This is a genomic window from Magnetococcales bacterium, from assembly GCA_015228815.1.
In the GTDB taxonomy this organism is placed as follows: domain Bacteria; phylum Pseudomonadota; class Magnetococcia; order Magnetococcales; family UBA8363; genus UBA8363.
This window is the reverse complement of the sequence record JADGCV010000053.1, coordinates 1-21,220: the sequence shown is the minus strand read 5'-3', so window position 1 is coordinate 21,220 and position 21,220 is coordinate 1. Positions and strand designations below refer to the sequence as shown.

Below are 21,220 nucleotides of genomic sequence, written 5' to 3'. Positions count from 1 at the left end.
CGGGTAAAAGGTCCTTGATACGCTCCCATTGGTCGTCTCGTAATATTTCCCGTTCCATTTCTGATCCCTCCTGGGGATCAGTTTAACGCAACTCAACGATTGAGAACAGGCCCTAATGCGGGAGGGAATCTGAACGGTTCCCCTTCAACGTCCCGGATCACCGGGCCAAGTAATCACCGGAAGATTCCCCAGGGCGCACATGAACATACCGACTGGTCGTATGAAGGCTGGCATGGCCGAGCGTCCTCTGGACCAGGTGTACCGGAGCCCCATGGTCCATGGCATGAGAGGCATGGGCATGGCGCAGCCAGTGCGGCGACCCCCGTTCATGCCCAACGCGACACATGGCCACCTTGACCATGGCCCAGGCCCCGGACCGCGTCAGACGACCACCTCCTTTGCGGGAACGGAACATGGGTCCGGAATCGCAACGTTTTTTTTCCAGGGCATCGGCAACATGTCCCGGAAGTTTTACGAACCGCGTCCGGCCCCCCTTTCCATGAACCGTCAGAACCCCTTCACGCAGATCCTCCCAACCCAGACCGACGACTTCGGAAACCCTCAAGGCACCATGGTACAGCACCGACAACAACCCCTTGTTCCTCGGATCGGGTTCCGTGGCAATCATGGCAAGGACATCCCCCTCCGGCAAGATCCGTTCGATCAGAGTATCCTTGACCTTCAGGAAGGGGACGAGTGCCGTAATATTAAACCCGATGTAGCCGATTCTGGTCGCAAAACGAAACAGGCTCTTGATGGCAATGAGCTTGCGATTGCGTGTCGCGTTGGATCCACCCAGATTCGTCAACCAATTTTGTACATCATCAAGCGTGACCCGACGCATTTCTCTGCCGGAAAATTGACGGAAATGCGCCCAATCGGCGCGATAGTTATCCATGGTTCCTGGTGCCTTGCCATGCAACCACAGATCAAGAACATGGGCATCGGTGCAACCAGCCTGAATCGTCCTGATGGTGTTGGTCATCGGTTACATCCTTTCCTTTGAATCGATTCGACCTGACGAATCCAACAATTGATCCAAATTGTTGGATTCAACCCCATGTCCTTGCCATTTTCAGACCGTTCTCATCGCGGAAAAATCATTCACACCGCACATCCTTCACATGTCACCCGTTGGCTATCCATGGACATTGGATTACATCAACCGTAGACACGGTAGAACACCATGAACATTATAAGTGGAAATTTTATAAATGCATGTTTTTTTTGATATTTTATAATTCTATCGTTGGTGTAACCCCTGTTATGCCACACCGGTATGTCCACCGTGTACGTCACCGATTGACATTAACTGGACACAAATTTACAGTCACTATTGACAATGATTGGACAGGTACCAATGGCGAAGATTCCTCACGGACCAACCCCAGCACGGTTGCCACCATGACAACACACAACCTGTCCGAGGCATCGAAGATGGTCGGTGTTTCAAGGACCACGCTCTACAAGAAGATACAAAGAGGTCTCCTGTCGGCCTCGGTTGACCGGGAAGGAAACAGGGTCATTGAGGTCTCCGAATTACTTCGTGTTTTTGGTGAGTTGAAGGAACTTCCGCGAGGACCTTCCCTGCCGGAACAGCATAAGGATAATTCTTATCATGGTCATGATAGTCTTCTCGTCGCATCGCTCCGGGACCAGATTGTCTTGCTGAAGGAACAGATTGGTACGCTCCGGGAAGAACTGGCGGCAGCCAGGGAACGAGAATCAAGGTTTCTTGGCCTGCTGGAAAACAGGCCCGTACCTTTGTTGGAAGACGGACGCCCCTGGTGGAGGCGTATGTTCTGAGATCATTGATCCCGAGTGGTTCCGTTCAACTATACTGCCATCCAGCAATGGGGTCCGGGTCCCTGAAACAGGATTTCATTCGTGTCATCGGATCTGGTTCCAACAGATTCAATGTCCGCAATTTACCAAGAGTTAGCGTACTTTCCGTCGCTGTACGAATAAAACTTTCCGCAGTCCGTTCCGGTGTGTGAAACCTTTCCCAGTAGTCATGACAACGGCGCCCGAACTTCTCCGGATTTTGTTTTATTTCTCTGAGTTTCGTTTCAAGCGTTGATTGTTCCTCCAGATGACGTTCGTCGATCTCTTCTCCAAGGTTGAATCCGGTCACTTCATCAAGCATACGAAAGCGAAGCAGACCAGGAACATGCCGAAAGGAATAGTCAAGACAGAATGTTGGCAGACCAAGCTTGGCTCCCTCAAGGGCACTTGTCCCCATGGCGAACAAAATATCCTGTTGTGACAATATCTCATCCATGTGTCCATAATCGATGGTTCCGAGAAACACGCACTCCAATTTTTTCAATGACCTTGCCGCCTCGCGAACCTGGACATCACCACTACCGCTCCCAATGATCGTCAACTGGATCTTCAGACCGGCGATGTCATCAAGGCGTTTTATCAAATGGAGCAATACATGCGTCTTGAAATCCTCGATACGTCCAAGCCATGCGCATAAAATAACTTCATTCATTGAATGCAAGGCATATTTAGTTGGCTTTCTTGTACAGATCGGCAACATTTTTGGCACAAACTCGCGACCAAGAATACGACATGTCGTATCGACGTTTTCACGATCCATGAAGGCGATCGCATTGTGTTCCAGGAATGTAGACAGAACTTTTTTGATCTTCATGCGACGAAAAATGGAAATCACCGGAGAAAATGGCGCAATGGCGCGTCCCAATGCGGTCCGTGAACGGAAGGTAATGATATTTGGTTGCATGTTAAGCGGATGCAAATTCCAGAAAAACATACGCAATTCCGGCGACAACAATTCATTGTTCGCAATCCTCCATGGAGGACATGTTTGTGTCACGAACAAGGCGTTTTCAGGAAGTGTGGAAAGATCCATGACACTGACAAATCCTACCCCTGGAGGAAGATTCTTTTTCATATATCCACCAGGAAGATCGACAAGAACGACCTCGTGATCTTTGCAAAGTATTCCGGCAAGAAGGACAAATAATACCGAAACACCACCAACACTTTGATATGGAAAATAGAATATCAAAGGCGGCATAATGTTGGCAGTTCCTTTTCGATATATTCAATCGCCCTCATCTGATCGGCGTTGGCATGACGCCACAGACGCAGGTTTTTCCTTGAAACATCCGGATTGAAACTTTCCCGTGGACGAACATGGTTCGATTCTTCCAATCCTATGAAATTCAATATTTTACACACGGTTGTTTGATAGTCTTCAACGAGGTCCTCGAAGTAGAGGTACAAAACGTCATGGTGTGGATCACGCCCAAGTCGCCGCATGGCTTTTTGTCTCCGGACAAATATTTCATGGTCATGCGCACCAGAAATCTTCCCGTAGATCCCAGGCATATCATTGAAACCATGCGAATAGGTACTGGCCGTCATATAGATGTCACGTACATCACGATCGACAACGATCGACTTGACCCGGTCGAAAAGGACAAAAAAACTGCTTGGCCTGTAGGGTTCAAAGGCATTATGGGTAACAACGAACCGAGTCGATGGTGTGACAGAACGCAGAAGAATGTCTGAAAGATATTTCCTTATTGCAGGGTAAAAACGGTCACGGTTACCAAGTCTGAACGCAACGGTTGGCCAGCTGTGGACACCAAAGATCCTTGCCATAATCTTCTTCCTGGTCACCATGAAACATGATAGGCCGGTTGTCTCGTAAGGCCACGGCATTGTCCATGTATCATCCGTGATCGATCCAATCATCTCATCCGTCAATCTCATAAGTCCTGGTAGTTTTTTCTCCATATCATGATTATACCGACATAATCTATGCCATCCTCTGACAGGTTTGGCCATTTTCTCTATCAACATGATATAAGCACGAATGGCATGGTCGATCGAAATCAACGATCCGGATTCGAATGCCCGCATAAGATCGGCAATTCCACCAGGAATCCTGATCAAATCGAACTCCTCATGAATATCCGGAGTCATAACACTATCAAATTCCCGTATCAGATCAGAGACAGCGGCCTTCCCAGAAAACATATAACCACTTAGGTCGATAATCCCTATTTCATTGTTAACACTACCATGTTTCATTATCAACAGCTCCATTCCATAATTAAATTAACTGACGACACGATATCGATGTATGAAGTTCCAGAACTGTTTCGGGAGAAGAGAAATGAGATACCAAATAAACAGCTTATAATTGACAAGGGCAACATCACGCAAATAATGACGCGCCTTTATCACATCACCTTTGCGCATCTCACAAAGGGCGCGATTATAATTTATCTTCGCTGAGTAAACCCTGATCTGCCTGTGGTACCTCTCATTGAAGTCAGGTATGATACGTTCAAATTTCCTCAGAATGTATGTCAATTCATCAACCCACTGGTCAATTTTCACATTGCTGCTCGATGTTTGATGAACCCTGTATTCACCCAAAGGTTCACAAACACATGCAACCTTGTAACGGTAGAAAAAACGCATGAACAGTTCGAATTCCTCTGCCAATGACAAACGCTCATCAAAATATTCGTCCAATTCCATAAGCTCTTTCCGTGTCATCATGGATGTCAACATTGGCACCTTATAATTGACAAGGGAATATGAAAAAAAGTCGCCATAAGGATGCGAAATTTTCATGATTTTCTTACGCGATGTCTTCTCGAAACGCATGTAGATCATCGAGTAGACAAATTTGATGTCATTCCGACGTGAAAATAGCGCCAGCTGTTTTTCAAGTTTTTCCGGATACCAAAGATCATCGCAATCCAGAAAAGCAATATAGCGGCCACATGCCTGCCGCAATGCCATATTCCGTGCCCTCCCAAGAGGAACATGTTCGTTGCCCCTGAAATAGCGTAACCGTGAATCATAACCGCGAACGATGTCACAACTGCCATCCGTCGATGCATTATCCCAGAAAATTATTTCCCAATCGGTAAAAGTCTGGCGGTATACAGAATCAATGGCGTCTCTGAGAAACGTTACACAGTTAAAACAGTTCATGATGACGCTAACTGTTGGGACATGTTGTATTTCACGATAGGAATGACAGGGACTTTCAATTGACATTTTCATCTCGATATTGATTCATCGATAAACGAATCAAGCATAATACAGGAAACGGCAGACTGAAACTCAAATTCTCTTTACGGTAGAATAAAATGTCAAGGGTCATTCTGACCAAGCAAAGGGACGTTGGAAAACCGGGCATGCTGTTCCCCGTCTTGCGCAGTCCTTGGGAACCGTCTCTGTCAACCCCGTCCAAGGACGCACAGGAAGCGCCAGGAGACACGGAACCACCCGGCGGATACCCAGACACCCCGGAACCAGGCAAAACCGCCCACAAGTAGCCTGGCGGGCCTTCCTGACGGAATTCAGAATCCAACCAATCCACTAACCCCGTCCCAGGGCGCACCAGGACGCGCCAGGAAGCACGGAACCACCCGGCGGACCAGACCCCCGGAACCAGGCAAAACCGCCCACAAGTAGCCTGTCGGGCCTTCCTGACAGAATTCAGAATCCAACCAATCCACCAACCCCGTCCCAGGGCGCACAGGACGCTCCAGGAAGCGCGGAACCACCTGGCGGATACCCAACCCCGAAACCGGGCAAGAACTGCCCACAAGATCTATGGCAGTCGGAAAAAGGCTATTTCTCGAAGATAAAGTGCCATTCCCCTTTCACAGGCCGGTTTTTCTGCCTGTGTGTCCACGATGACCCTGACGAGAGAACGAATGGCTTGAGTTCCACTACCCTTTATAGGCCGGTTTTTCTGCCTGTGTGTCCACGATGACCCTGACGAGAGAACGAATGGCTTGAGTTCCATTACCCTTTATAGGCCGGTTTTTCTGCCCCGACTGTTGGCACGGAACGGGACTCGGGATACCTAGAGGCGCGGAAGGGGGGCGCCGAAGGGCTGAATTTCATGAAAAAATGCAATTTATTTGTTTAAAATTATACAGTTGCAAAAGTTATCCACAGAACCGGTCGTTTTCTTCTTCAAATCTTTATCTACTTAGAGTTCACGGCATGAACTGCTACACCCCCTTTTGGGCATCTAGCAGTTCACGTCGTGAACTGCTACCAAAATGCCGTGAACTGCTAGTAGTAGTTCACGGCGTGAACTACTAACCTGTTGATAACAATTGTAAGATTTTGAAATATAATGACTATTTTAAAAAGCGTAAAAAACATGCGTCCTGTTGAAAACGTTGCGTAACTTATTGTTTCTACAATAAATAGTTTCACACTGCTTATAGTACAAAGAAATCGATGTAGTTTATGCCGTGAACCATATCGCGTTTAATGCGCTAATATCATTATGTTTTTATTTGGTTTTTACGTCTTTGACCACAGTTCCGATAAATGATCTTGACTCTCTATGTGGGAATGATTCTTATTTCTCTTTTTCTTCGTTTTTCAAGAATTCATCGACGAATCTGGCATCGTCGGTATCCTTGCCGGCCAACCGGTCATGAAGACCCCGCAGAAGTCGCCGCTTGTCGGTATCGACATTGATCTGGTTTTTGATCAGATCCCGTCCTGGCATGTTCAAGGTCAGATGGTCGATATGCACATACTGCAGCGTTCGACTTTCGGAGACCATCCCTTTGGCGATAAAATTGCGCAGTTCCGCCACCGCCTCCTGGATCCGGCTGGGAAGATAGTCGAAGGATGCGGACGCGACCTGACAGCCGTCCTCGGATTTGATGTTGAACTTTTCCACGAGACAGTAGACGGAAGAACGTCTACCCTTTCCTTGCTCTTTCCGGACATAACCCAGTTGTTCCAGCTCGGCCAACGCTTTCATGATGGAAGCCCGCGACAGCCCGGAATAGATCATCAAGGTATCATAGGACGGAAATGATCGTCCGTCCTGGTAGTTGGTGAACGCCTTCATGACAGGATAAAGGGCCTTGGCCGGGGCCGACATGTTGGCCCACGTTTTCGTGCGGATCATTTCCTTGAACCAGTGAAACCAGGAAACGTCGGTCTGGAACAGTTCAAGCTGTTTTGACATCGGTATGAGGACAAACCTGGCGTGGTAGGTTGCTTTGACGTGCCAACTTTGGTAGTTCTGACTGTGTCCTGCCCAACTGAAACAGGGAACAAACGGAAACAACAAGTATGTTTTTTCTTGTTCTTTTATGCGATTCCAGACGAAAGTTGGACATCATGCCGCGACTTTGGCTTGTCTTCCGTAGTCAAACGCACGTATTTTCCAGACGTTGCAATAAAGCCAGTCTGCCCTGTATACGTTTACAAGACTCATGGAACATTGGAAACTATTTCAGCACGATCTTAGATCAAACGGAGGCATGATGCCAATGGCCAATGAGCTCCGATCAGGTCAATCCAGATCCGTTTGGACAGATATGTACAACCATAGAAATTTTACAGAAACAAACATGACAGTTGATGGAAGTTCTCTTTATCGAATGGGATTCATCGACAACCATGACTATCGAAAAAAGAAATAAAATTGTCCCACAGATGGTTGACTACGATCTTGTCGGTGACCACTGGGTACCCTACCTCATGCGTTTTGACCGTCATGATCGTACATTTCCTGCGGTCACAACCAACGAATGGGGATTCCGCACGACTTTGAGCAGCAATGACACAACCATTTCCCTTGAATCGATCAAGAACAGAGAAACAGCCTGCTATTCCGGAGTGGTCATCGGTTCCAGTGCCGTTTTCGGCGTTGGTGCGACCCATGATCGCCATACAATTCCAAGCGTTCTCAACAGAATCACGGACGGTGTCTGGCTGAATTATGGCGGTCGTGCGTTCAACTCAACCCAGGAACTTATCTTGTTCATGCTCCACTTCCCAGAACAAATCGACAACATCGTTCTCTCCACAGGGGTGAACAATATCACACTTTCTTATTTGTCTGACCGGCCATCACCGATTTACAATTCATTCTTTTATCAGACTATGTTTGAACAGGCGATGACAAACTGGACCAGTGAACCAATTGGCATACGTCGTGCTACCATCCGTCTGTTCAGAGAGATCAAGAAATACATATTTCCGGAAATGCCTTCCATACAGAGAAATAATATCGATGGTTGTTACAAGGAAATCATCATGTGTTTCCGTCGTGATCTTAAACTGTTAAAGGTCATCGCTGACGGAATTGGTTCATCAATATATTTCGCATTGCAACCAATGGCTACGTGGATTGACAAAGAGCTATCTCATCAAGAGGTTGCACTATTCAAGATTCTTGATAAGATGTCCATTGACTATACCGTACTTGCAAAGTACATTGCGCATGTCAGAGACCGTTATTTCGATGACGTTTCAAGAATATGTCATGAACTTAATGTACCATTTGTCAATACAAACCTTGACCCATCATATAAAAGTAAGGAATGGTTGTTCGTTGACCGTGTGCATTTGACAGACAGGGGCTACGAAATCGCTGCAAATATCCTGAAAGCGGGGTTCAAACTGTGAAATCACTCATAAGAATTATTGCCTTCATAGCAAGGATATTCCGATTGAACTCAATAAGTACTGACAAGAAGAGAGAAATCCCAAGAGACAACTATCCCATGTTTTAAAGTAATTATATGATTAATTATGATGCTCTCAGAATGAGCCACGCATCGTGATGCGTTTTCAAAACAAAAAAATATTTATCACCGGCGCCTCACGCGGCATTGGCAGGGCGATAGCCCGGGCGTTCCGGACGGATGGAGCCTGGGTAATCGGTACCTGGACGGGTGGGCCGGATGCAAACGACGACAGTTGCCAGGAATGGTTTGCCGCCGACTTCCGTGATCGGGAACAGATTGTTCGTTGCGCCGAGTTCCTGCGTTCCCGTGAACCCGATATTCTCGTGAACAATGCAGGTTGTAACAAGAACTCCCCTTTTGTCACCATTGATGCCGATACGTTCCTGTCGATTCATCAGGTCAACGTTTTTGCACCGTTGTTACTCTGTCAGGCGGCAATTCCGGCCATGAAACGCAACCATTGGGGACGCATCATCAATATTTCATCGATCTGGGGCAAGATCAGCATGTCCCACCGGGCCGCCTATTCCGCCAGTAAATTTGCCCTGGATGGGATGACCGTCGCCCTTGCGGCCGAACATACGGTCGATGGCATCCTGGCCAATTGCATCGCCCCAGGATTCTTCGATACGGAATTGACCCAGCGCATGTTGGGAAAGGAAGGAATACGGGAACGCATCGCCAATGTGCCCGCACAACGACTGGGCCAGGTCGATGAGATTTCCAGGTTGGTCCTGTGGCTCGCCAGTGATGAAAACACCTTTGTCGCCGGCCAGAACATTGCAATCGACGGAGGATTCACCCGTGTCTGAGCAGATCGTCATCAAATCGCATAAAGGGCCGTATACCGTATTTTTCAATAATGATCTCCTGGTCGAACCGGAACAATTGCTTGCGGGAACGCCACATTTCCTCATTGATTCCCGTGTCGCGCACCTGTATCGACAACAACTCGGAGCCATCCTTGATCATCCGCATGTCATCGCCATCACCGCCACGGAAGAAAACAAGTCGATTGGACGCATCATACCCATCATCGAACAATTGGTCGCCAACAAGATTAGACGGGATCATGTTCTCGTTGCCATTGGCGGCGGTATTCTTCAGGATATCACCTGTTTCATCGCCAGTACCCTGTTACGCGGTATTCCCTGGAAGTTCGTCCCCACAACGCTGCTCGCCCAGGCCGACTCATGTATCGGCTCGAAAAGTTCGATCAATCTTGGCCCGACAAAAAATATCCTAGGGACCTTCAACCCACCCAACGAAATTTTCATCTGCCAATCTTTTCTGGACACTCTTGAAGCCAAGGAAGTCCTTTCCGGAGTCGGCGAAATCATCAAGGTTCATGCCATTGAGGGCAAGGAGGCATTCGATTCTCTGGCCAGGGATTACGATCGATTGTTGCACGACCGCGCAACCCTTCTGCACTACATTCACGCCGCGCTCAGAATCAAACAAAGATTCATCGAGGTCGATGAATTTGATCGAGGTGTTCGCAATATTTTCAATTACGGTCACAGTTTCGGGCATGCCATCGAATCAGCAACCGATTTTTCCGTGCCGCACGGAATCGCCGTCGCCATGGGCATGGACATGGCCAACCGAATTTCCGTACTTCGTGGATGGTTGCCGGAACGGCAGTTCGAACGCATGCATGGCGTATTGCTGAAAAACCATGCCCTGTTTTCCAAGACACCGATCCCCATGGACCTATTCATGGGAGCACTGATGAAAGATAAGAAGAATACCGCGACCAAACTGGTATTGATTCTTCCACATGGAGAGGAGACACGAATAGAACGTGTCCAGGTCGATGGTGATGAACTCTTCCGTAGGCAATGTGAACGGTTTCTGCAAGATCTTTCCCGGTCGGTGATGGCCTGAGAATGATGTACGGGGAGTTGACATGATTCTGGTCACGGGTGGCGCCGGTTTCATCGGCAGCAATTTCGTTCTGGACTGGTTGGCCAAAAACACCGAACCAGTTGTCACGCTCGACAAACTGACCTATGCCGGTAACAAACAAAACCTGGCTGCGGTCGAAAACCTGGAACAACACATCTTCGTACATGGCGATATCGGCGATATTTCATTGGTCACCGATCTTCTGCACCGATATCAGCCACGCGCCATACTCAATTTTGCCGCTGAATCACATGTCGATCGTTCGATCCATGGACCAGAGGGGTTCATTCAAACCAACGTTGTCGGTACATTCCGTCTGCTCGAAGCGGTGCGAACCTACTGGAATACACTGAAAGCCCCGGAGACGACCCGTTTTCGTTTCGTACACATCTCCACGGACGAGGTCTATGGTTCGCTTGCCGACGACGATCACCCGTTCACCGAAACCGACCGCTACCAACCAAACAATCCCTATTCCGCCAGCAAGGCGGCGGGAGATCATCTGGTCCGCGCCTACCATCACACCTACGCCATACCGGTACTGACGACACACTGTTCCAACAACTATGGTCCCTATCATTTTCCGGAAAAACTGATCCCTCTGTGCATTCACAATGCCTTGACCGGAAACCCCCTGCCCCTCTATGGCGACGGCCAACAGATTCGTGACTGGTTGTATGTCGGAGATCATTGTCGTGCCATTCGTCGTGTCCTCGAAACGGGACAGATCGGGATGACCTACAACATTGGTGGCTGGAACGAACGGCGAAATCTTGACGTAGTGCATACTTTATGTGCCATCCTCGATGAACTGAAACCACGCGCCGACGGTCAATCTTATGCCACGCAGATTGCCTTCGTGCATGATCGCCCTGGACATGACCGACGCTATGCCATCGATGCAACCCGGATCGAACGTGACCTTGGATGGAGACCGACGGAAACCTTCGAAACAGGACTGCGCAAGACGGTTGTCTGGTATCTTGAAAACCAGGATTGGGTTGCCAACGTCACCAGTGGCGCCTACCGCGCATGGGTTGACAAACACTACACCTCCCCGTAACCATTCACCTCCGGGAAGCCATGGCGGGAAACAGGCCCAGATCACGGCACGATGGGATACATTTCCACCGCAATGGAAAACTCCATGAAAGAACATGATATCAGGCCGGAACATCTTCTCGAACGTTATCTTGAATTGAGCGCTGCAGATGCCGTGTCCTGCTTTTCCGGTGTACAACGGCAGACGATTCCGTGCATTGCCTGTGGCCATACCGACCATCAACCGGAATTCGAAAAGAACGGTTTTGCCTACGCCAGCTGTCTGAAGTGTGGCAGCCTGTTCCAGGTCCCACGCCCCTCTCGGGACACCTTCGAGGCGTTCTATCGTCACGCAGCATCCAACCGCTATTGGTCTGAAGTGTTCTTTCCCGCCGTCGCCGAAACAAGACGTCATCTTATTTTCAAACCACGGGCAGAAAATCTTTCGGCACTCCTCGCACGGAAGGGGATCCACGCCGATCGCATCATCGATGTTGGCGCCGGTTATGGCATTTTGCTGGACGAATGGCGTCTCCTGCACCCACAGACCCATCGGGTCGCCATCGAACCTTCATCATTCCTGGCGCGGGAATGTCGCGCCAAGGGGATCGAGGTCATCGAGGACATGGTTGAGAACGTCACGGAGACGTGTGGGTGCGCCAACCTGGTCGTCTGTTTTGAAGTCCTCGAACATGTCCATGACCCACTGGTGTTTCTGCGGACGTTGGCACGCCTAGTCGTTCCCGGCGGTCATGTCTTCGTCAGCACGCTTGGGGTGGACGGATTCGATATTCAGATACTTTGGGAAAAATCAAACAGCATTTTTCCGCCGCATCACATCAACTTTCCCTCCGTCTCCGGTCTCTGGCACCTGTTCTCACGCGCAGGACTCGTAGATGTCGAGATCACCACGCCAGGCGTTCTGGACGTGGATATCGTGCGCAATGCGGCACGCAGGGACCCACACCTGCTTCATGGACAACGTTTTGTGGAAAAGATCATCGCCGACGATGCCCTGGCCGGATCCATGCAACGATTCCTCATCGAAAACAAAATGAGTTCCCATACCTGGATCATCGGCAGAAAACCGGGATAGAAACACGCCCGTCACCGCCCGCCGCCGTCCAAAAGACGGAGCAGATATTGCCCATAGCCGTTCTTTGCCAACGGCACCGCCAGTTCCCGAATGCGTTCGGCATCAATCCAACCCTGATGGTAGGCAATCTCCTCAGGACAGGCGATCATCAATCCCTGACGTTTTTGCAGCGTGGCGATGAAACTGGCCGCTTCCAGAAGCGTGTCATGGGTACCGGTGTCCAACCAAGCGTAACCGCGGCCCATGACCTCAACATGCAATTGCCTCTGTTCAAGATAGTGTCGATTGACGTCCGTTATTTCCAGTTCTCCACGCGAAGATGGCCTGATGTCGGCGGCAATGTCACACACCTGATGGTCGTAGAAGTACAAACCCGTCACGACATAATGGCTTTTGGGTGCCTTTGGTTTTTCCTCCAGGCTGATGGCCCGCCATTCAGCGTCGAATTCGATGACACCGTACCGTTCCGGGTCCTGGACATGATAGGCAAAGACACTCGCCCCGTGTGTGCGTCGATTGACCTGTTGCAGCCGTCGCACCAGATCATAACCGTAGAAGATATTATCACCCAGGATCATGGCACTTGGTCGCCTGTCGATAAACCCACGACCGATCAGAAAAGCCTGGGCCAGACCATCCGGAGAAGGTTGCACGGCATATTGAAGATTCATTCCCCATTGACTGCCATCACCCAACAATCCGGCAAAGCGGGGCGTATCCTGGGGCGTTGAAATCACCAACAGATCACGGATTCCGGCCAGCATCATGACGCTCAGTGGATAATAGATCATGGGCTTGTCATACACCGGCATCAACTGTTTGGAAACCGCGTGGGTCACGGGATACAACCGTGTTCCCGATCCCCCTGCCAGAATGATTCCCCTGCGCTCGTTATTCATGGAAGCCTTCCTGAGGTAAACCAGAGACTCATGATGAGATCGATGTCCCTGAAGAGTTGTTCATGGTCTCCATGATGGACCGAACATTTGAGACAACCACATCGACATCGTTCATGGTCATGGTCGGTCCCATGGGCAAGCTCAATACCTCCCGATGAATGCGTTCGGCGATCGGGAAATCCCCCTGTTTGAAACCAAGTGTGCCATAGGCTGGTTGCAGATGGGGTGGAATCGGATAATGAACCATGGTCCCGATCCCCCGCTGCGTCAGCGCTGCCTGTAATGCCTCTCGTCTCCGACTACGCACGATGTACACATGCCAGACCGGATGGCAATCATGGCCAACGACAGGAAGGACCAGACCACAATCCCGCAACTCCTGCTGGTAGCGCATGGCAATCCCATGCCGACGTTCGTTCTCACTATCAAGTCCATGCAATTTGACACGCAGAAATGCCGCCTGCAATTCATCGAGGCGACAGTTGAAACCAAGCAATTCATTCCTGTATTTGATACGCGAACCGTAATTCAGGAGGGTGCGTATCCGATCGGCCAACGTTCCGTCGTTTGTCGTCACCGCCCCTCCGTCTCCCAACGCACCGAGATTTTTTCCAGGATAGAAACTGAAACCTGCTGCGTGCCCCAGACCACCGACCCTGCGTCCCCCCTGGAGGGCGCCATGGGCCTGCGCGGCATCCTCAATCACCTTCAGACCATGTTTATCGGCAATGGTCATGATGGTCGAGACATCGGCCGGTTGGCCATAAAGATGAACGACCATGATGGCGCGTGTCCGCGCGGTAATCGCCGCCTCGATGCGCCCCGGATCAAGATTGCAGGTTGCATCGTCCGGTTCCACGGGAACCGGTGTCGCACCGGCATGGGTCACAGCCAACCAGGTAGCGATATAGGTATTCGAGGGGACGATAACCTCGTCCCCATCGCCAATGCCCCAGGCGGACAAGATCAGGTGCAAGGCGTCAAGACCATTGCTGACACCAATGGCATAGTCCGTTTGACAATAGGCAGCAAATTCCTGTTCAAACGAGGCAACCTCCCGACCAAGAATATACCAACCGGAATATAATACCCTGTGGAACGCCTCCTTCAGTGCCGCCTCATGCACCAGATTGATCGATCGCAGATCGAGAAATGGAATGTTCACAGGTTTCCTGCATCTTCCTTGAGATATCTTTGGATCCTTGCCGGGTTACCAAAAACGACAGCCAGGTCTGGGACATCCCTTGTAACCACACTCCCGGCCCCGACCAATGCTTCCCGACCGATGGTGATCCCCGGAAGGATTGTCGCATTTGCTCCAATTGAAGCCCCACTTTTGACAAGGGTTTTCGCAAACGCTTCCGGACGACGTCGGGAACGCGGCATCGGATCGTTTGCAAAAGTGACATTGGGGCCGACAAAGACATCATCCTCGATATGAATCCCATTCCATAACTGCACGCCACACTTGATCGTCACTCTGTCGCCAATGGTCACATCATCCTCTATAAAACAGTGAGAACAGATATTGCACGAACTCCCGATGGTTGCATTCTTCAGGATGACGACAAACTGCCATATGGTCGTCCCAGGACCAATATGATCCGTCTGAACATCACTCGTTCGATGAATCATATCACCTCCTTGCATGCTGTTTCACCATCATCTGCATTCCCGATTGTGACCAGGCGCACAAACTCTTCGTAGTCACGAATATAATCAGCAGCATCATAATAATGTGATGCGAAGACCATGAGCACGGCATCGGTGCTGTATTCATATTGCACGCCCCATGTCATGGGAGGAAGGTAAAGACCCGTGTCCGGTGTGTCCAAGAGAATCGACATGCGCACGCGACCATCGTCCACGACGACAGTGCAATGCCCACGCACGCAGACCATGAACTGGTGGCATTGGTAATGCGCATGCTCCCCGCGAATCATGCTGTCCGGAACATCGAAAATAATGAAATAACGCAATGGGATGAACGGTATTTGTCGCACAAACTCACCAACGGTCAGGCATCCGCGGTCATCGGTGATGACGGAAAGACGATGGAGTTCCACACCACGTACCGGCATCTTCTCGGCAGGACTGGATGGACGGTTCTGGATTGACATTTTGTCTCCGCCTACGATGGGTTATCGTCCAAGCAACCGGCCCGTCTGATGGCATCGATCAGGGACGCACAGACATAATCGACATCTTCTTCCGTCAAATCGGGATGCAACGGAAGAGAAAGTAATCTTTTGGCGATGGCATCCGTCACGGGGAGGGGATCGGCTTGATGGTCCTTGAACATGGTCAACCAGTGATTTGGCTGATAATGGACCCCGGTCTGGATACCCATCGCTTGCAAATTGTGGCGCAGGCGATCCCGATCGATGTTCCTGGGCAGAACGATTGGAAAAATGTGGGGAACGATCGCGCCATAATCCTGTTCAAGCAGACCAATTCCGCCATGAGGCGCCAACAATTGTCGATAACGTTCCGCCCGCGCCTGGCGGATGGAGGCCAGGAATTCACGGCGATGCAATTGCCGAAGACCGATGGCAGCCATCAAGTTGCTCATATGGTAGCGCCATCCCTGAATGGAAACATCGAACTCCCAACTGCGTTCACCGGCAAACCGACGTTCCGTATCCCGTTCCACGCCAAGGAGACGACTGTCCTGTACATGCTGCAACAGTTGCCGGTCTTCCGACACCAGACAACCCCCTTCCCCGGAAGTGATGTTCTTGATGCCGTCGAAACTGAAACACGTCACATCGCCAAAACCACCGATCAACCGATCGCGATAACGAGAACCAAAAGCATGGGCGGCATCCTCGACCACCCGAAGCCCATGATGGCCGGCAAACAGGAACACACCATCCAGGTCGCCAACGCCACCGGCATAGTGGACCGGCATGACGGCCCGTGTACGTTCGGTCAGGCGTCTCTCAGCATCACGCCAATCAATGGTCAAAGTATGCGGGAGAACATCACAAGAGACCGGACGCGCACCACAGGCAGCAATAGCCTGGAACGACGCCACATACGTCAATGATGGAACCAGAACCTCGTCTCCCACGCCGATCCCGGCGCTCTGCAATGCCAAATGCAGGGCTGCGGTACCATTCACCACACAAAGCGCCGGACGTCCGAAATAATGCGAAAGCTCTTCCTCGAAACGTTGCACCTCCGTCCCCATGCCAAGGAATTCCCTATCGAGAACCCCAATGACCGCTTCCTTTTCCTCCTGGGACAGACAGCTCTTGGAAAGCCGGATTGTTTTACCACTGTTTCCATGGGGCACGATTTTCCCTCCACAGATCTTCCAAATAATTCCGGTCCCGCACAGTATCCATGCATTGCCAGAACCCTTCATGACGAAAGGCCATCAACTCACCGCGGGCCGCGACCTGTTCCATGGGTTCCCGTTCCAAGATGGTTGCATCGTCGGCAATCAGATCCAGGAATTCCGGCTGCATGACAAAGAATCCACCGTTGATCCAACCCAGGCCCGTCTGTGGTTTTTCCTTGAATGAACGGACCACGGCACCATCCATGTCGAGTTCTCCAAAACGGGCAGCCGGGTGTACCGTGGTCACTGTGACCATTTTTCCATGGCTGCGGTGAAATTCAAGCAGTGCCCCAAGGTCAATATCGGCAACACCGTCGCCATAGGTCAGCATGAACGGCTCCCCGGAAAGATGTTCCCGCAGCCGTCGCACCCGACCACCAGTCATCGTATCAATTCCCGTATCGACCAGTGTCACCCGCCAATTGACCCGATACGGGGTATGCCAATCGATATTGCCCGAGGCCATGTCCACCGTGAAGTCGGCATTCAACGATGAATAATCAAGAAAAAACTTCTTGACGACATCCGCCTTGTATCCCAGGGCCAAGATAAAATCCCTGAAGCCGTTTGTCGCATAGATGTTCATGATATGCCAAAGGATTGGATGACCGCCAATCGTAACCATCGGTTTTGGCAACATGTCGGTCATTTCCGCCAAGCGGGTACCAAAGCCACCAGCAAGAAGTACCACCTTCATTTTGAACTCCAGTCAAAAGGAAAGGCATCACACGCATGGCGATCCGCCTCCGTTGGATCATGGGGAATGCTGGCGACATTGAGAAGAAAGCTCGCCCCTGACGCCAATCCCTGAAAGGCCATCCACAGACCTGGAGAAACGGTCAAGCGACCATAGAAATCGGATGGACCCATACGGTATTCGGTAGTGACCCCACATGTCGCGGACTGCCGACGATCATCATGGACGACAAAACGGATCAGACCATGGATGACAATCAGATTGAGCGTCATCCGCCGATGTCGTTTCCATGGTTTGACCGTCCCTTCAAGGACCGATGAAAAATAGGCCTCGCCGAATCCAACATAACCGGGATCGTCATTCCTGATCCCGTGATACACATCGCCACCCGGAGTTGCAATGATCTTGAGTGGCGTCGCGGTGACCCCCTCGATCATCACCAGATCCTTCCCCGTTGCCGATCCTGCTCCTGATACAGCTCGATCTGTGATCGGGTCAGTTCCCACATGTTTCTGTTCCCTTCATGAAAGGATCGATACCAGTGGGCCGTCATTGCGACCGTCTCTGGAAAACGCAACAATGGTTGCCAACCCAACTGATGCAATGCCTTGTCACAACACAATTTAAGCAGTCCCGCCTCATGAACGGCCCCAGGATCCGATACATCCTGCCACGCCCCACCCGGCCAATGTCGGCGCATCTCTTCGAGCAGTTCCTGGACGGAATGGTTCTGATCCGCCGCTGGACCGAAGTTGAACGCCTCACCGATCATTTCCGGGTCTGTAGTCAAACGAGACGCCAACGTCAGATACCCAGACAGAGGTTCCAACACATGCTGCCATGGTCGGGTGGCCTTTGGATTGCGTATGGTCAACACAGCGCCACGCGACCAGGAACGGATGGCATCTGGAATGATGCGATCCACGGCCCAATCACCGCCACCGATCACATTTCCGGCACGGCCAACAGCCACCGAGATCAAGGAATCCCTGTTGAAGAATGATGCGATATAACTGCGAATGACAAGTTCCGCAGCCCCCTTGGAACCGCTATACGGATCCCTGCCGCCAAGACGGTCGTTTTCACGGTAGCCCCACACTTGTTCAACGTTGTCATAACACTTGTCACTGGTAATGAACACCCCGACGCACCGATGACGACACACACGCATGGCCTCCAACATGTTGAGGGTCCCCATGGTGTTGGTGACGAAGGTTTCGTGTGGTTCCAAATAGGAATGTCGTACCAAAGGTTGTGCCGCCAGATGGAATACAAAATCGGGACGATGATGCGTCATCACATCGCGACAAGTTTTCAAGTCACGAATGTCACCCCAGACATGTTCGATACGGCGTTCCAAACCAGCGGTGACATAATGGGAAGGATCGGTGGGTATGTTCGACGACAGGCCGACGACCCTGGCACCCAGATGCATAAGCCAGATCGACAACCATGAACCTTTGAACCCGGTATTTCCGGTGATCAGGACCGTCGCTTGATCAAAACAGCTCGACACGTTTGTTTTTCTCCCATAGAACGCATGGACGGCATCGGACACGTAGACATGTCCTCGTGTTCATGTGTACGTCCATGATGCCCATCCATCTGTTATTCATCCTACCCTTTTTGCCAGACCTGTTCCAGTCCACCCCTGCCAAGACCATCCCCGACAGGACATACCAGCCACCAACCCATTATCAATGAGGTATATCATGACGGAACCGGAAACGACCCCGCAAAATGGCACGGCAACAGAGACGAAAAGACTGTCGACCAATACAAAAATCAAGGAGGTGGGACGGCATTCGATCATCTATGGTCTTGGCAGCGTGGCGCAATCGGTCATCGGTCTGGTCCTGTTGCCCATCCTCACGGATTCCCTGTCGAAGGAAGATTTCGGTGCCTATTCACTAGTTATGACCGCCACATCTGTTGCCGGTGCCATTTTCTACCTTGGAATGAACTCGGCATTATCGCGGTTCTATTTTGATTATGATGCCGATCATGAAAGAAAAGGAATCTTCGTCACCGCTCTTATCATCACATGTTGCGGTGCCTTGTTACAGATTGCTTTCGGATTTTATTACGGCGATGTCCTTTCCATCTTGCTTGTCGGATCGGATGAATACCGGAACATCATTGCATGGGCATTTTTTGGTGGCGCCATGACATTTGTCAACCAATGCCTGTTCAGTTATCTCAGATTGATCCGAAAGTCGGTATCTGCAGTTGTTGCGAGTCTACTTAACATGATTTTCGGCATCGGCCTGACACTGCTGCTATTGAAAATGGCATCGAATGCGCTTGAAGCACCATTCCAGGCCATGGTCTTGACTCAAACGATTGTTTTGTTATTTTTCATATTTTTCTATGGCAAGGATTTTTTTGTCCCTCATTTTTCCTCCCATGAAGTTTCAAGAATGACTTATTTTGGCATTTCATCCATCATCGCCAGTTTTGGCGTCATGTTGTTGGACTTCCCGGACCGGTTGATCATTGAACGGTTCATGACCATTGCCGATGTCGGTACCTATTCCGCAGCCTTTCGTGTCGGCACGTTGATCAATGTGCTCATGATTCTCCCTTTTTCGCAAATATGGTCTCCCATGATGATGGAGTACCGCCTCAAGGATGATGTCAAGGATTTGTTCACACGTGTTCTTTCCTATTTCCTGATTCTTGGTGGCATCATCATGGTAATATCATCCTTGTTTGCCGCCGATTTCTTGCCGTTGTTGATTCGATCCGGCGTCGATGCGAATGTAGTCAACGTTTTCCTATTGACGATGCTTGGAACATTATTGTTTGGAACGGTCAATATTCTCTCTGCCGGTCTTCTTTACGAAAGAAAAATAATCGTCATGTCCTATGTATATTATATGATTGCAGGAATAAAAATTGGAGTAAATTTATTATTCGTTCCAGCCTTTGGGATCACGGGTGCAGCCATGAGTACCTTGTTGGCCTATATTATCGTTCCTGCCTGGATCTACTTGTTGGCCCGCAGATACTTCTCCTTCGACGTTCAGTGGCGACGACTGGCCATCCTGATGATGAATTGCGCCATTCCTCTGTTTTATGGCCTGTATCTGTCGAACGTATATGATATTTCATTTTCGATACGCCTTTTCTGCCTCCTGGTGGTATTGCGTTTCATGTACCGGACATGTCTGACACAAGCGGAACGACAGGAGATCATCCATCTTCTGCGAATGAAGCTTTTTACCTAAATTCAGACTTCCTGATCCCTCGTTCTTTCCAGTTGGCACTTTTCCGACGAATATTACACCAATTCGTAAATCAATTTATCTCCAAGTGCCCGAATCAATGCGCGAGCCTCTTCCTCCTTGTTTAGATGTGGGCGCAGGATTGCTACCAATGCTGTTTCAGCTTGTTCAGCGGCAAGAGCTGTGTTGGACAATCCTCCAGTGGCAACGTGTCGAGGGATACCTTTCGCTTGGTTTTTTTGCGCTTGGCCTTGAGATCGTTCATCGCGGCCTCGACATCTTGGATTTCTTGCAGACATTCGGCGTTTTTCTGAACCACTTTGCTGTAAGCGTACATCGCAATGGGTTGCCGAGGGCATCTACCACAGCGTGAATCTTTGTGGTCAATCCACCTCTGGATCGACCGATAGACTGCTGTCCCTCTTTTTTTTAGCCCCAGCAGAGTGTTGGTGTGCTTTGATGATGGTGCTATCAACCATAATCTGTTCCAAAT

General features: G+C 50.2%; 21 protein-coding genes and 1 pseudogene. 7 read left to right on the top strand and 15 right to left on the bottom strand.

From position 1 onward, the window contains the following. Window positions 1-157 precede the first annotated feature (157 nt). On the bottom strand, window positions 158-985 hold the full coding sequence (locus HQL76_16210) for a tyrosine-type recombinase/integrase (GenBank protein MBF0110712.1): 828 nt from the start codon (window positions 983-985) through the stop codon (window positions 158-160). A gap of 419 nt (window positions 986-1,404) precedes the next feature. On the opposite strand from HQL76_16210, the gene HQL76_16205 reads away from it, so the two are divergent. Next, the gene (locus HQL76_16205) at window positions 1,405-1,806 is read left to right on the top strand and encodes a hypothetical protein (protein MBF0110711.1); all 402 of its coding nucleotides are present in this window, start codon (window positions 1,405-1,407) and stop codon (window positions 1,804-1,806) included. A 25-nt stretch (window positions 1,807-1,831) separates the two neighbouring features. Here HQL76_16205 and HQL76_16200 read toward each other — a convergent pair whose 3' ends face one another. From HQL76_16200 to HQL76_16185, 4 genes are all read right to left on the bottom strand, one after another. Further along, window positions 1,832-3,046, bottom strand: coding sequence for a glycosyltransferase (locus tag HQL76_16200; protein ID MBF0110710.1), 1,215 nt, complete (start codon window positions 3,044-3,046; stop codon window positions 1,832-1,834). Beyond that, window positions 3,034-4,068 (bottom strand): sulfotransferase domain-containing protein, encoded by a 1,035-nt coding sequence (locus HQL76_16195; protein ID MBF0110709.1) that lies wholly within the window; start codon window positions 4,066-4,068, stop codon window positions 3,034-3,036. The genes HQL76_16200 and HQL76_16195 overlap by 13 nt, the downstream gene beginning before the upstream one ends. Window positions 4,069-4,095: 27 nt before the next feature. After that, entirely contained in the window at window positions 4,096-5,052 is a 957-nt protein-coding gene (locus HQL76_16190) for a glycosyltransferase (protein MBF0110708.1), read from the bottom strand. A 1,327-nt stretch (window positions 5,053-6,379) separates the two neighbouring features. Further along, the gene (locus HQL76_16185; GenBank protein ID MBF0110707.1) at window positions 6,380-7,003 is read right to left on the bottom strand and encodes a helix-turn-helix domain-containing protein; all 624 of its coding nucleotides are present in this window, start codon (window positions 7,001-7,003) and stop codon (window positions 6,380-6,382) included. Between the two features lie 437 nt (window positions 7,004-7,440). Between HQL76_16185 and HQL76_16180 the strand changes: the two genes are divergently transcribed. The 5 genes from HQL76_16180 (at window position 7,441) to HQL76_16160 (ending at window position 12,558) form a co-directional block, all read left to right on the top strand. Then, on the top strand, window positions 7,441-8,451 hold the full coding sequence (locus tag HQL76_16180; protein MBF0110706.1) for a hypothetical protein: 1,011 nt from the start codon (window positions 7,441-7,443) through the stop codon (window positions 8,449-8,451). Window positions 8,452-8,608: 157 nt separating this feature from the next. Then, entirely contained in the window at window positions 8,609-9,325 is a 717-nt protein-coding gene (locus HQL76_16175) for an SDR family oxidoreductase (protein ID MBF0110705.1), read from the top strand. Further along, the gene (locus HQL76_16170; GenBank protein ID MBF0110704.1) at window positions 9,318-10,400 is read left to right on the top strand and encodes a 3-dehydroquinate synthase; all 1,083 of its coding nucleotides are present in this window, start codon (window positions 9,318-9,320) and stop codon (window positions 10,398-10,400) included. The genes HQL76_16175 and HQL76_16170 overlap by 8 nt, the downstream gene beginning before the upstream one ends. 22 nt (window positions 10,401-10,422) lie before the next feature. Beyond that, window positions 10,423-11,484 carry a dTDP-glucose 4,6-dehydratase gene (gene rfbB, locus HQL76_16165; GenBank protein MBF0110703.1) on the top strand — a complete coding sequence of 354 codons (1,062 nt, stop codon included), beginning with the start codon at window positions 10,423-10,425 and terminating at the stop codon, window positions 11,482-11,484. An 84-nt stretch (window positions 11,485-11,568) separates the two neighbouring features. Then, window positions 11,569-12,558: a class I SAM-dependent methyltransferase gene (locus HQL76_16160; protein ID MBF0110702.1), complete on the top strand. Its 990-nt coding sequence runs from the start codon at window positions 11,569-11,571 to the stop codon at window positions 12,556-12,558. Between the two features lie 11 nt (window positions 12,559-12,569). Here HQL76_16160 and rfbA read toward each other — a convergent pair whose 3' ends face one another. Genes rfbA through rfbG form a run of 8 tightly spaced genes read right to left on the bottom strand, consistent with a single transcriptional unit; the run spans window position 12,570 to window position 19,016 of the window. Beyond that, window positions 12,570-13,457, bottom strand: coding sequence for a glucose-1-phosphate thymidylyltransferase RfbA (gene rfbA / locus HQL76_16155; GenBank protein ID MBF0110701.1), 888 nt, complete (start codon window positions 13,455-13,457; stop codon window positions 12,570-12,572). Between the two features lie 28 nt (window positions 13,458-13,485). Beyond that, window positions 13,486-14,622, bottom strand: coding sequence for a DegT/DnrJ/EryC1/StrS family aminotransferase (locus tag HQL76_16150; GenBank protein ID MBF0110700.1), 1,137 nt, complete (start codon window positions 14,620-14,622; stop codon window positions 13,486-13,488). Beyond that, entirely contained in the window at window positions 14,619-15,092 is a 474-nt protein-coding gene (locus HQL76_16145) for an N-acetyltransferase (protein MBF0110699.1), read from the bottom strand. Before HQL76_16145 ends, HQL76_16150 begins: the two co-directional genes overlap by 4 nt. Continuing rightward, window positions 15,089-15,577 carry a WxcM-like domain-containing protein gene (locus HQL76_16140; protein ID MBF0110698.1) on the bottom strand — a complete coding sequence of 163 codons (489 nt, stop codon included), beginning with the start codon at window positions 15,575-15,577 and terminating at the stop codon, window positions 15,089-15,091. Before HQL76_16140 ends, HQL76_16145 begins: the two co-directional genes overlap by 4 nt. 11 nt (window positions 15,578-15,588) lie before the next feature. Next, window positions 15,589-16,827 (bottom strand): DegT/DnrJ/EryC1/StrS family aminotransferase, encoded by a 1,239-nt coding sequence (locus HQL76_16135; protein MBF0110697.1) that lies wholly within the window; start codon window positions 16,825-16,827, stop codon window positions 15,589-15,591. After that, window positions 16,733-17,500 carry a glucose-1-phosphate cytidylyltransferase gene (gene rfbF / locus HQL76_16130; GenBank protein MBF0110696.1) on the bottom strand — a complete coding sequence of 256 codons (768 nt, stop codon included), beginning with the start codon at window positions 17,498-17,500 and terminating at the stop codon, window positions 16,733-16,735. The genes HQL76_16135 and rfbF overlap by 95 nt, the downstream gene beginning before the upstream one ends. After that, window positions 17,497-17,937 (bottom strand): dTDP-4-dehydrorhamnose 3,5-epimerase, encoded by a 441-nt coding sequence (locus tag HQL76_16125; GenBank protein ID MBF0110695.1) that lies wholly within the window; start codon window positions 17,935-17,937, stop codon window positions 17,497-17,499. The genes rfbF and HQL76_16125 overlap by 4 nt, the downstream gene beginning before the upstream one ends. Next, window positions 17,937-19,016 carry a CDP-glucose 4,6-dehydratase gene (gene rfbG, locus HQL76_16120; protein MBF0110694.1) on the bottom strand — a complete coding sequence of 360 codons (1,080 nt, stop codon included), beginning with the start codon at window positions 19,014-19,016 and terminating at the stop codon, window positions 17,937-17,939. Before rfbG ends, HQL76_16125 begins: the two co-directional genes overlap by 1 nt. A 196-nt stretch (window positions 19,017-19,212) precedes the next feature. Between rfbG and HQL76_16115 the strand changes: the two genes are divergently transcribed. Next, window positions 19,213-20,730 carry an oligosaccharide flippase family protein gene (locus HQL76_16115; GenBank protein ID MBF0110693.1) on the top strand — a complete coding sequence of 506 codons (1,518 nt, stop codon included), beginning with the start codon at window positions 19,213-19,215 and terminating at the stop codon, window positions 20,728-20,730. A gap of 53 nt (window positions 20,731-20,783) precedes the next feature. Here the strand turns inward: HQL76_16115 and HQL76_16110 are convergent, their stop codons facing one another. Together HQL76_16110 and HQL76_16105 are read right to left on the bottom strand one after the other, a co-directional pair. Beyond that, window positions 20,784-21,026, bottom strand: a complete 243-nt coding sequence (locus HQL76_16110) for a hypothetical protein (GenBank protein MBF0110692.1) — start codon at window positions 21,024-21,026, stop codon at window positions 20,784-20,786. Window positions 21,027-21,054: 28 nt separating this feature from the next. Continuing rightward, window positions 21,055-21,220, bottom strand: a pseudogene (locus HQL76_16105) (IS5/IS1182 family transposase).

Bases quoted from the DNA above. Each gene is read 5' to 3' on its own strand.
- HQL76_16180 (MBF0110706.1), top strand. From the start codon at position 7,441: ATGACTATCGAAAAAAGAAATAAAATTGTCCCACAGATGGTTGACTAC.
- HQL76_16175 (MBF0110705.1), top strand. From the start codon at position 8,609: ATGCGTTTTCAAAACAAAAAAATATTTATCACCGGCGCCTCACGCGGC.
- HQL76_16140 (MBF0110698.1), bottom strand. From the start codon at position 15,577: ATGTCAATCCAGAACCGTCCATCCAGTCCTGCCGAGAAGATGCCGGTA.
- HQL76_16160 (MBF0110702.1), top strand. From the start codon at position 11,569: ATGAAAGAACATGATATCAGGCCGGAACATCTTCTCGAACGTTATCTT.
- HQL76_16135 (MBF0110697.1), bottom strand. From the start codon at position 16,827: ATGAAGGGTTCTGGCAATGCATGGATACTGTGCGGGACCGGAATTATT.
- HQL76_16200 (MBF0110710.1), bottom strand. From the start codon at position 3,046: ATGCCGCCTTTGATATTCTATTTTCCATATCAAAGTGTTGGTGGTGTT.
- HQL76_16115 (MBF0110693.1), top strand. From the start codon at position 19,213: ATGACGGAACCGGAAACGACCCCGCAAAATGGCACGGCAACAGAGACG.
- HQL76_16190 (MBF0110708.1), bottom strand. From the start codon at position 5,052: ATGTCAATTGAAAGTCCCTGTCATTCCTATCGTGAAATACAACATGTC.
- HQL76_16195 (MBF0110709.1), bottom strand. From the start codon at position 4,068: ATGAAACATGGTAGTGTTAACAATGAAATAGGGATTATCGACCTAAGT.
- HQL76_16125 (MBF0110695.1), bottom strand. From the start codon at position 17,937: ATGATCGAGGGGGTCACCGCGACGCCACTCAAGATCATTGCAACTCCG.
- HQL76_16185 (MBF0110707.1), bottom strand. From the start codon at position 7,003: ATGTCAAAACAGCTTGAACTGTTCCAGACCGACGTTTCCTGGTTTCAC.
- HQL76_16110 (MBF0110692.1), bottom strand. From the start codon at position 21,026: ATGTCTGCAAGAAATCCAAGATGTCGAGGCCGCGATGAACGATCTCAA.
- rfbF (MBF0110696.1), bottom strand. From the start codon at position 17,500: ATGAAGGTGGTACTTCTTGCTGGTGGCTTTGGTACCCGCTTGGCGGAA.
- rfbB (MBF0110703.1), top strand. From the start codon at position 10,423: ATGATTCTGGTCACGGGTGGCGCCGGTTTCATCGGCAGCAATTTCGTT.
- rfbA (MBF0110701.1), bottom strand. From the start codon at position 13,457: ATGAATAACGAGCGCAGGGGAATCATTCTGGCAGGGGGATCGGGAACA.
- HQL76_16210 (MBF0110712.1), bottom strand. From the start codon at position 985: ATGACCAACACCATCAGGACGATTCAGGCTGGTTGCACCGATGCCCAT.
- HQL76_16205 (MBF0110711.1), top strand. From the start codon at position 1,405: ATGACAACACACAACCTGTCCGAGGCATCGAAGATGGTCGGTGTTTCA.
- HQL76_16145 (MBF0110699.1), bottom strand. From the start codon at position 15,092: ATGATTCATCGAACGAGTGATGTTCAGACGGATCATATTGGTCCTGGG.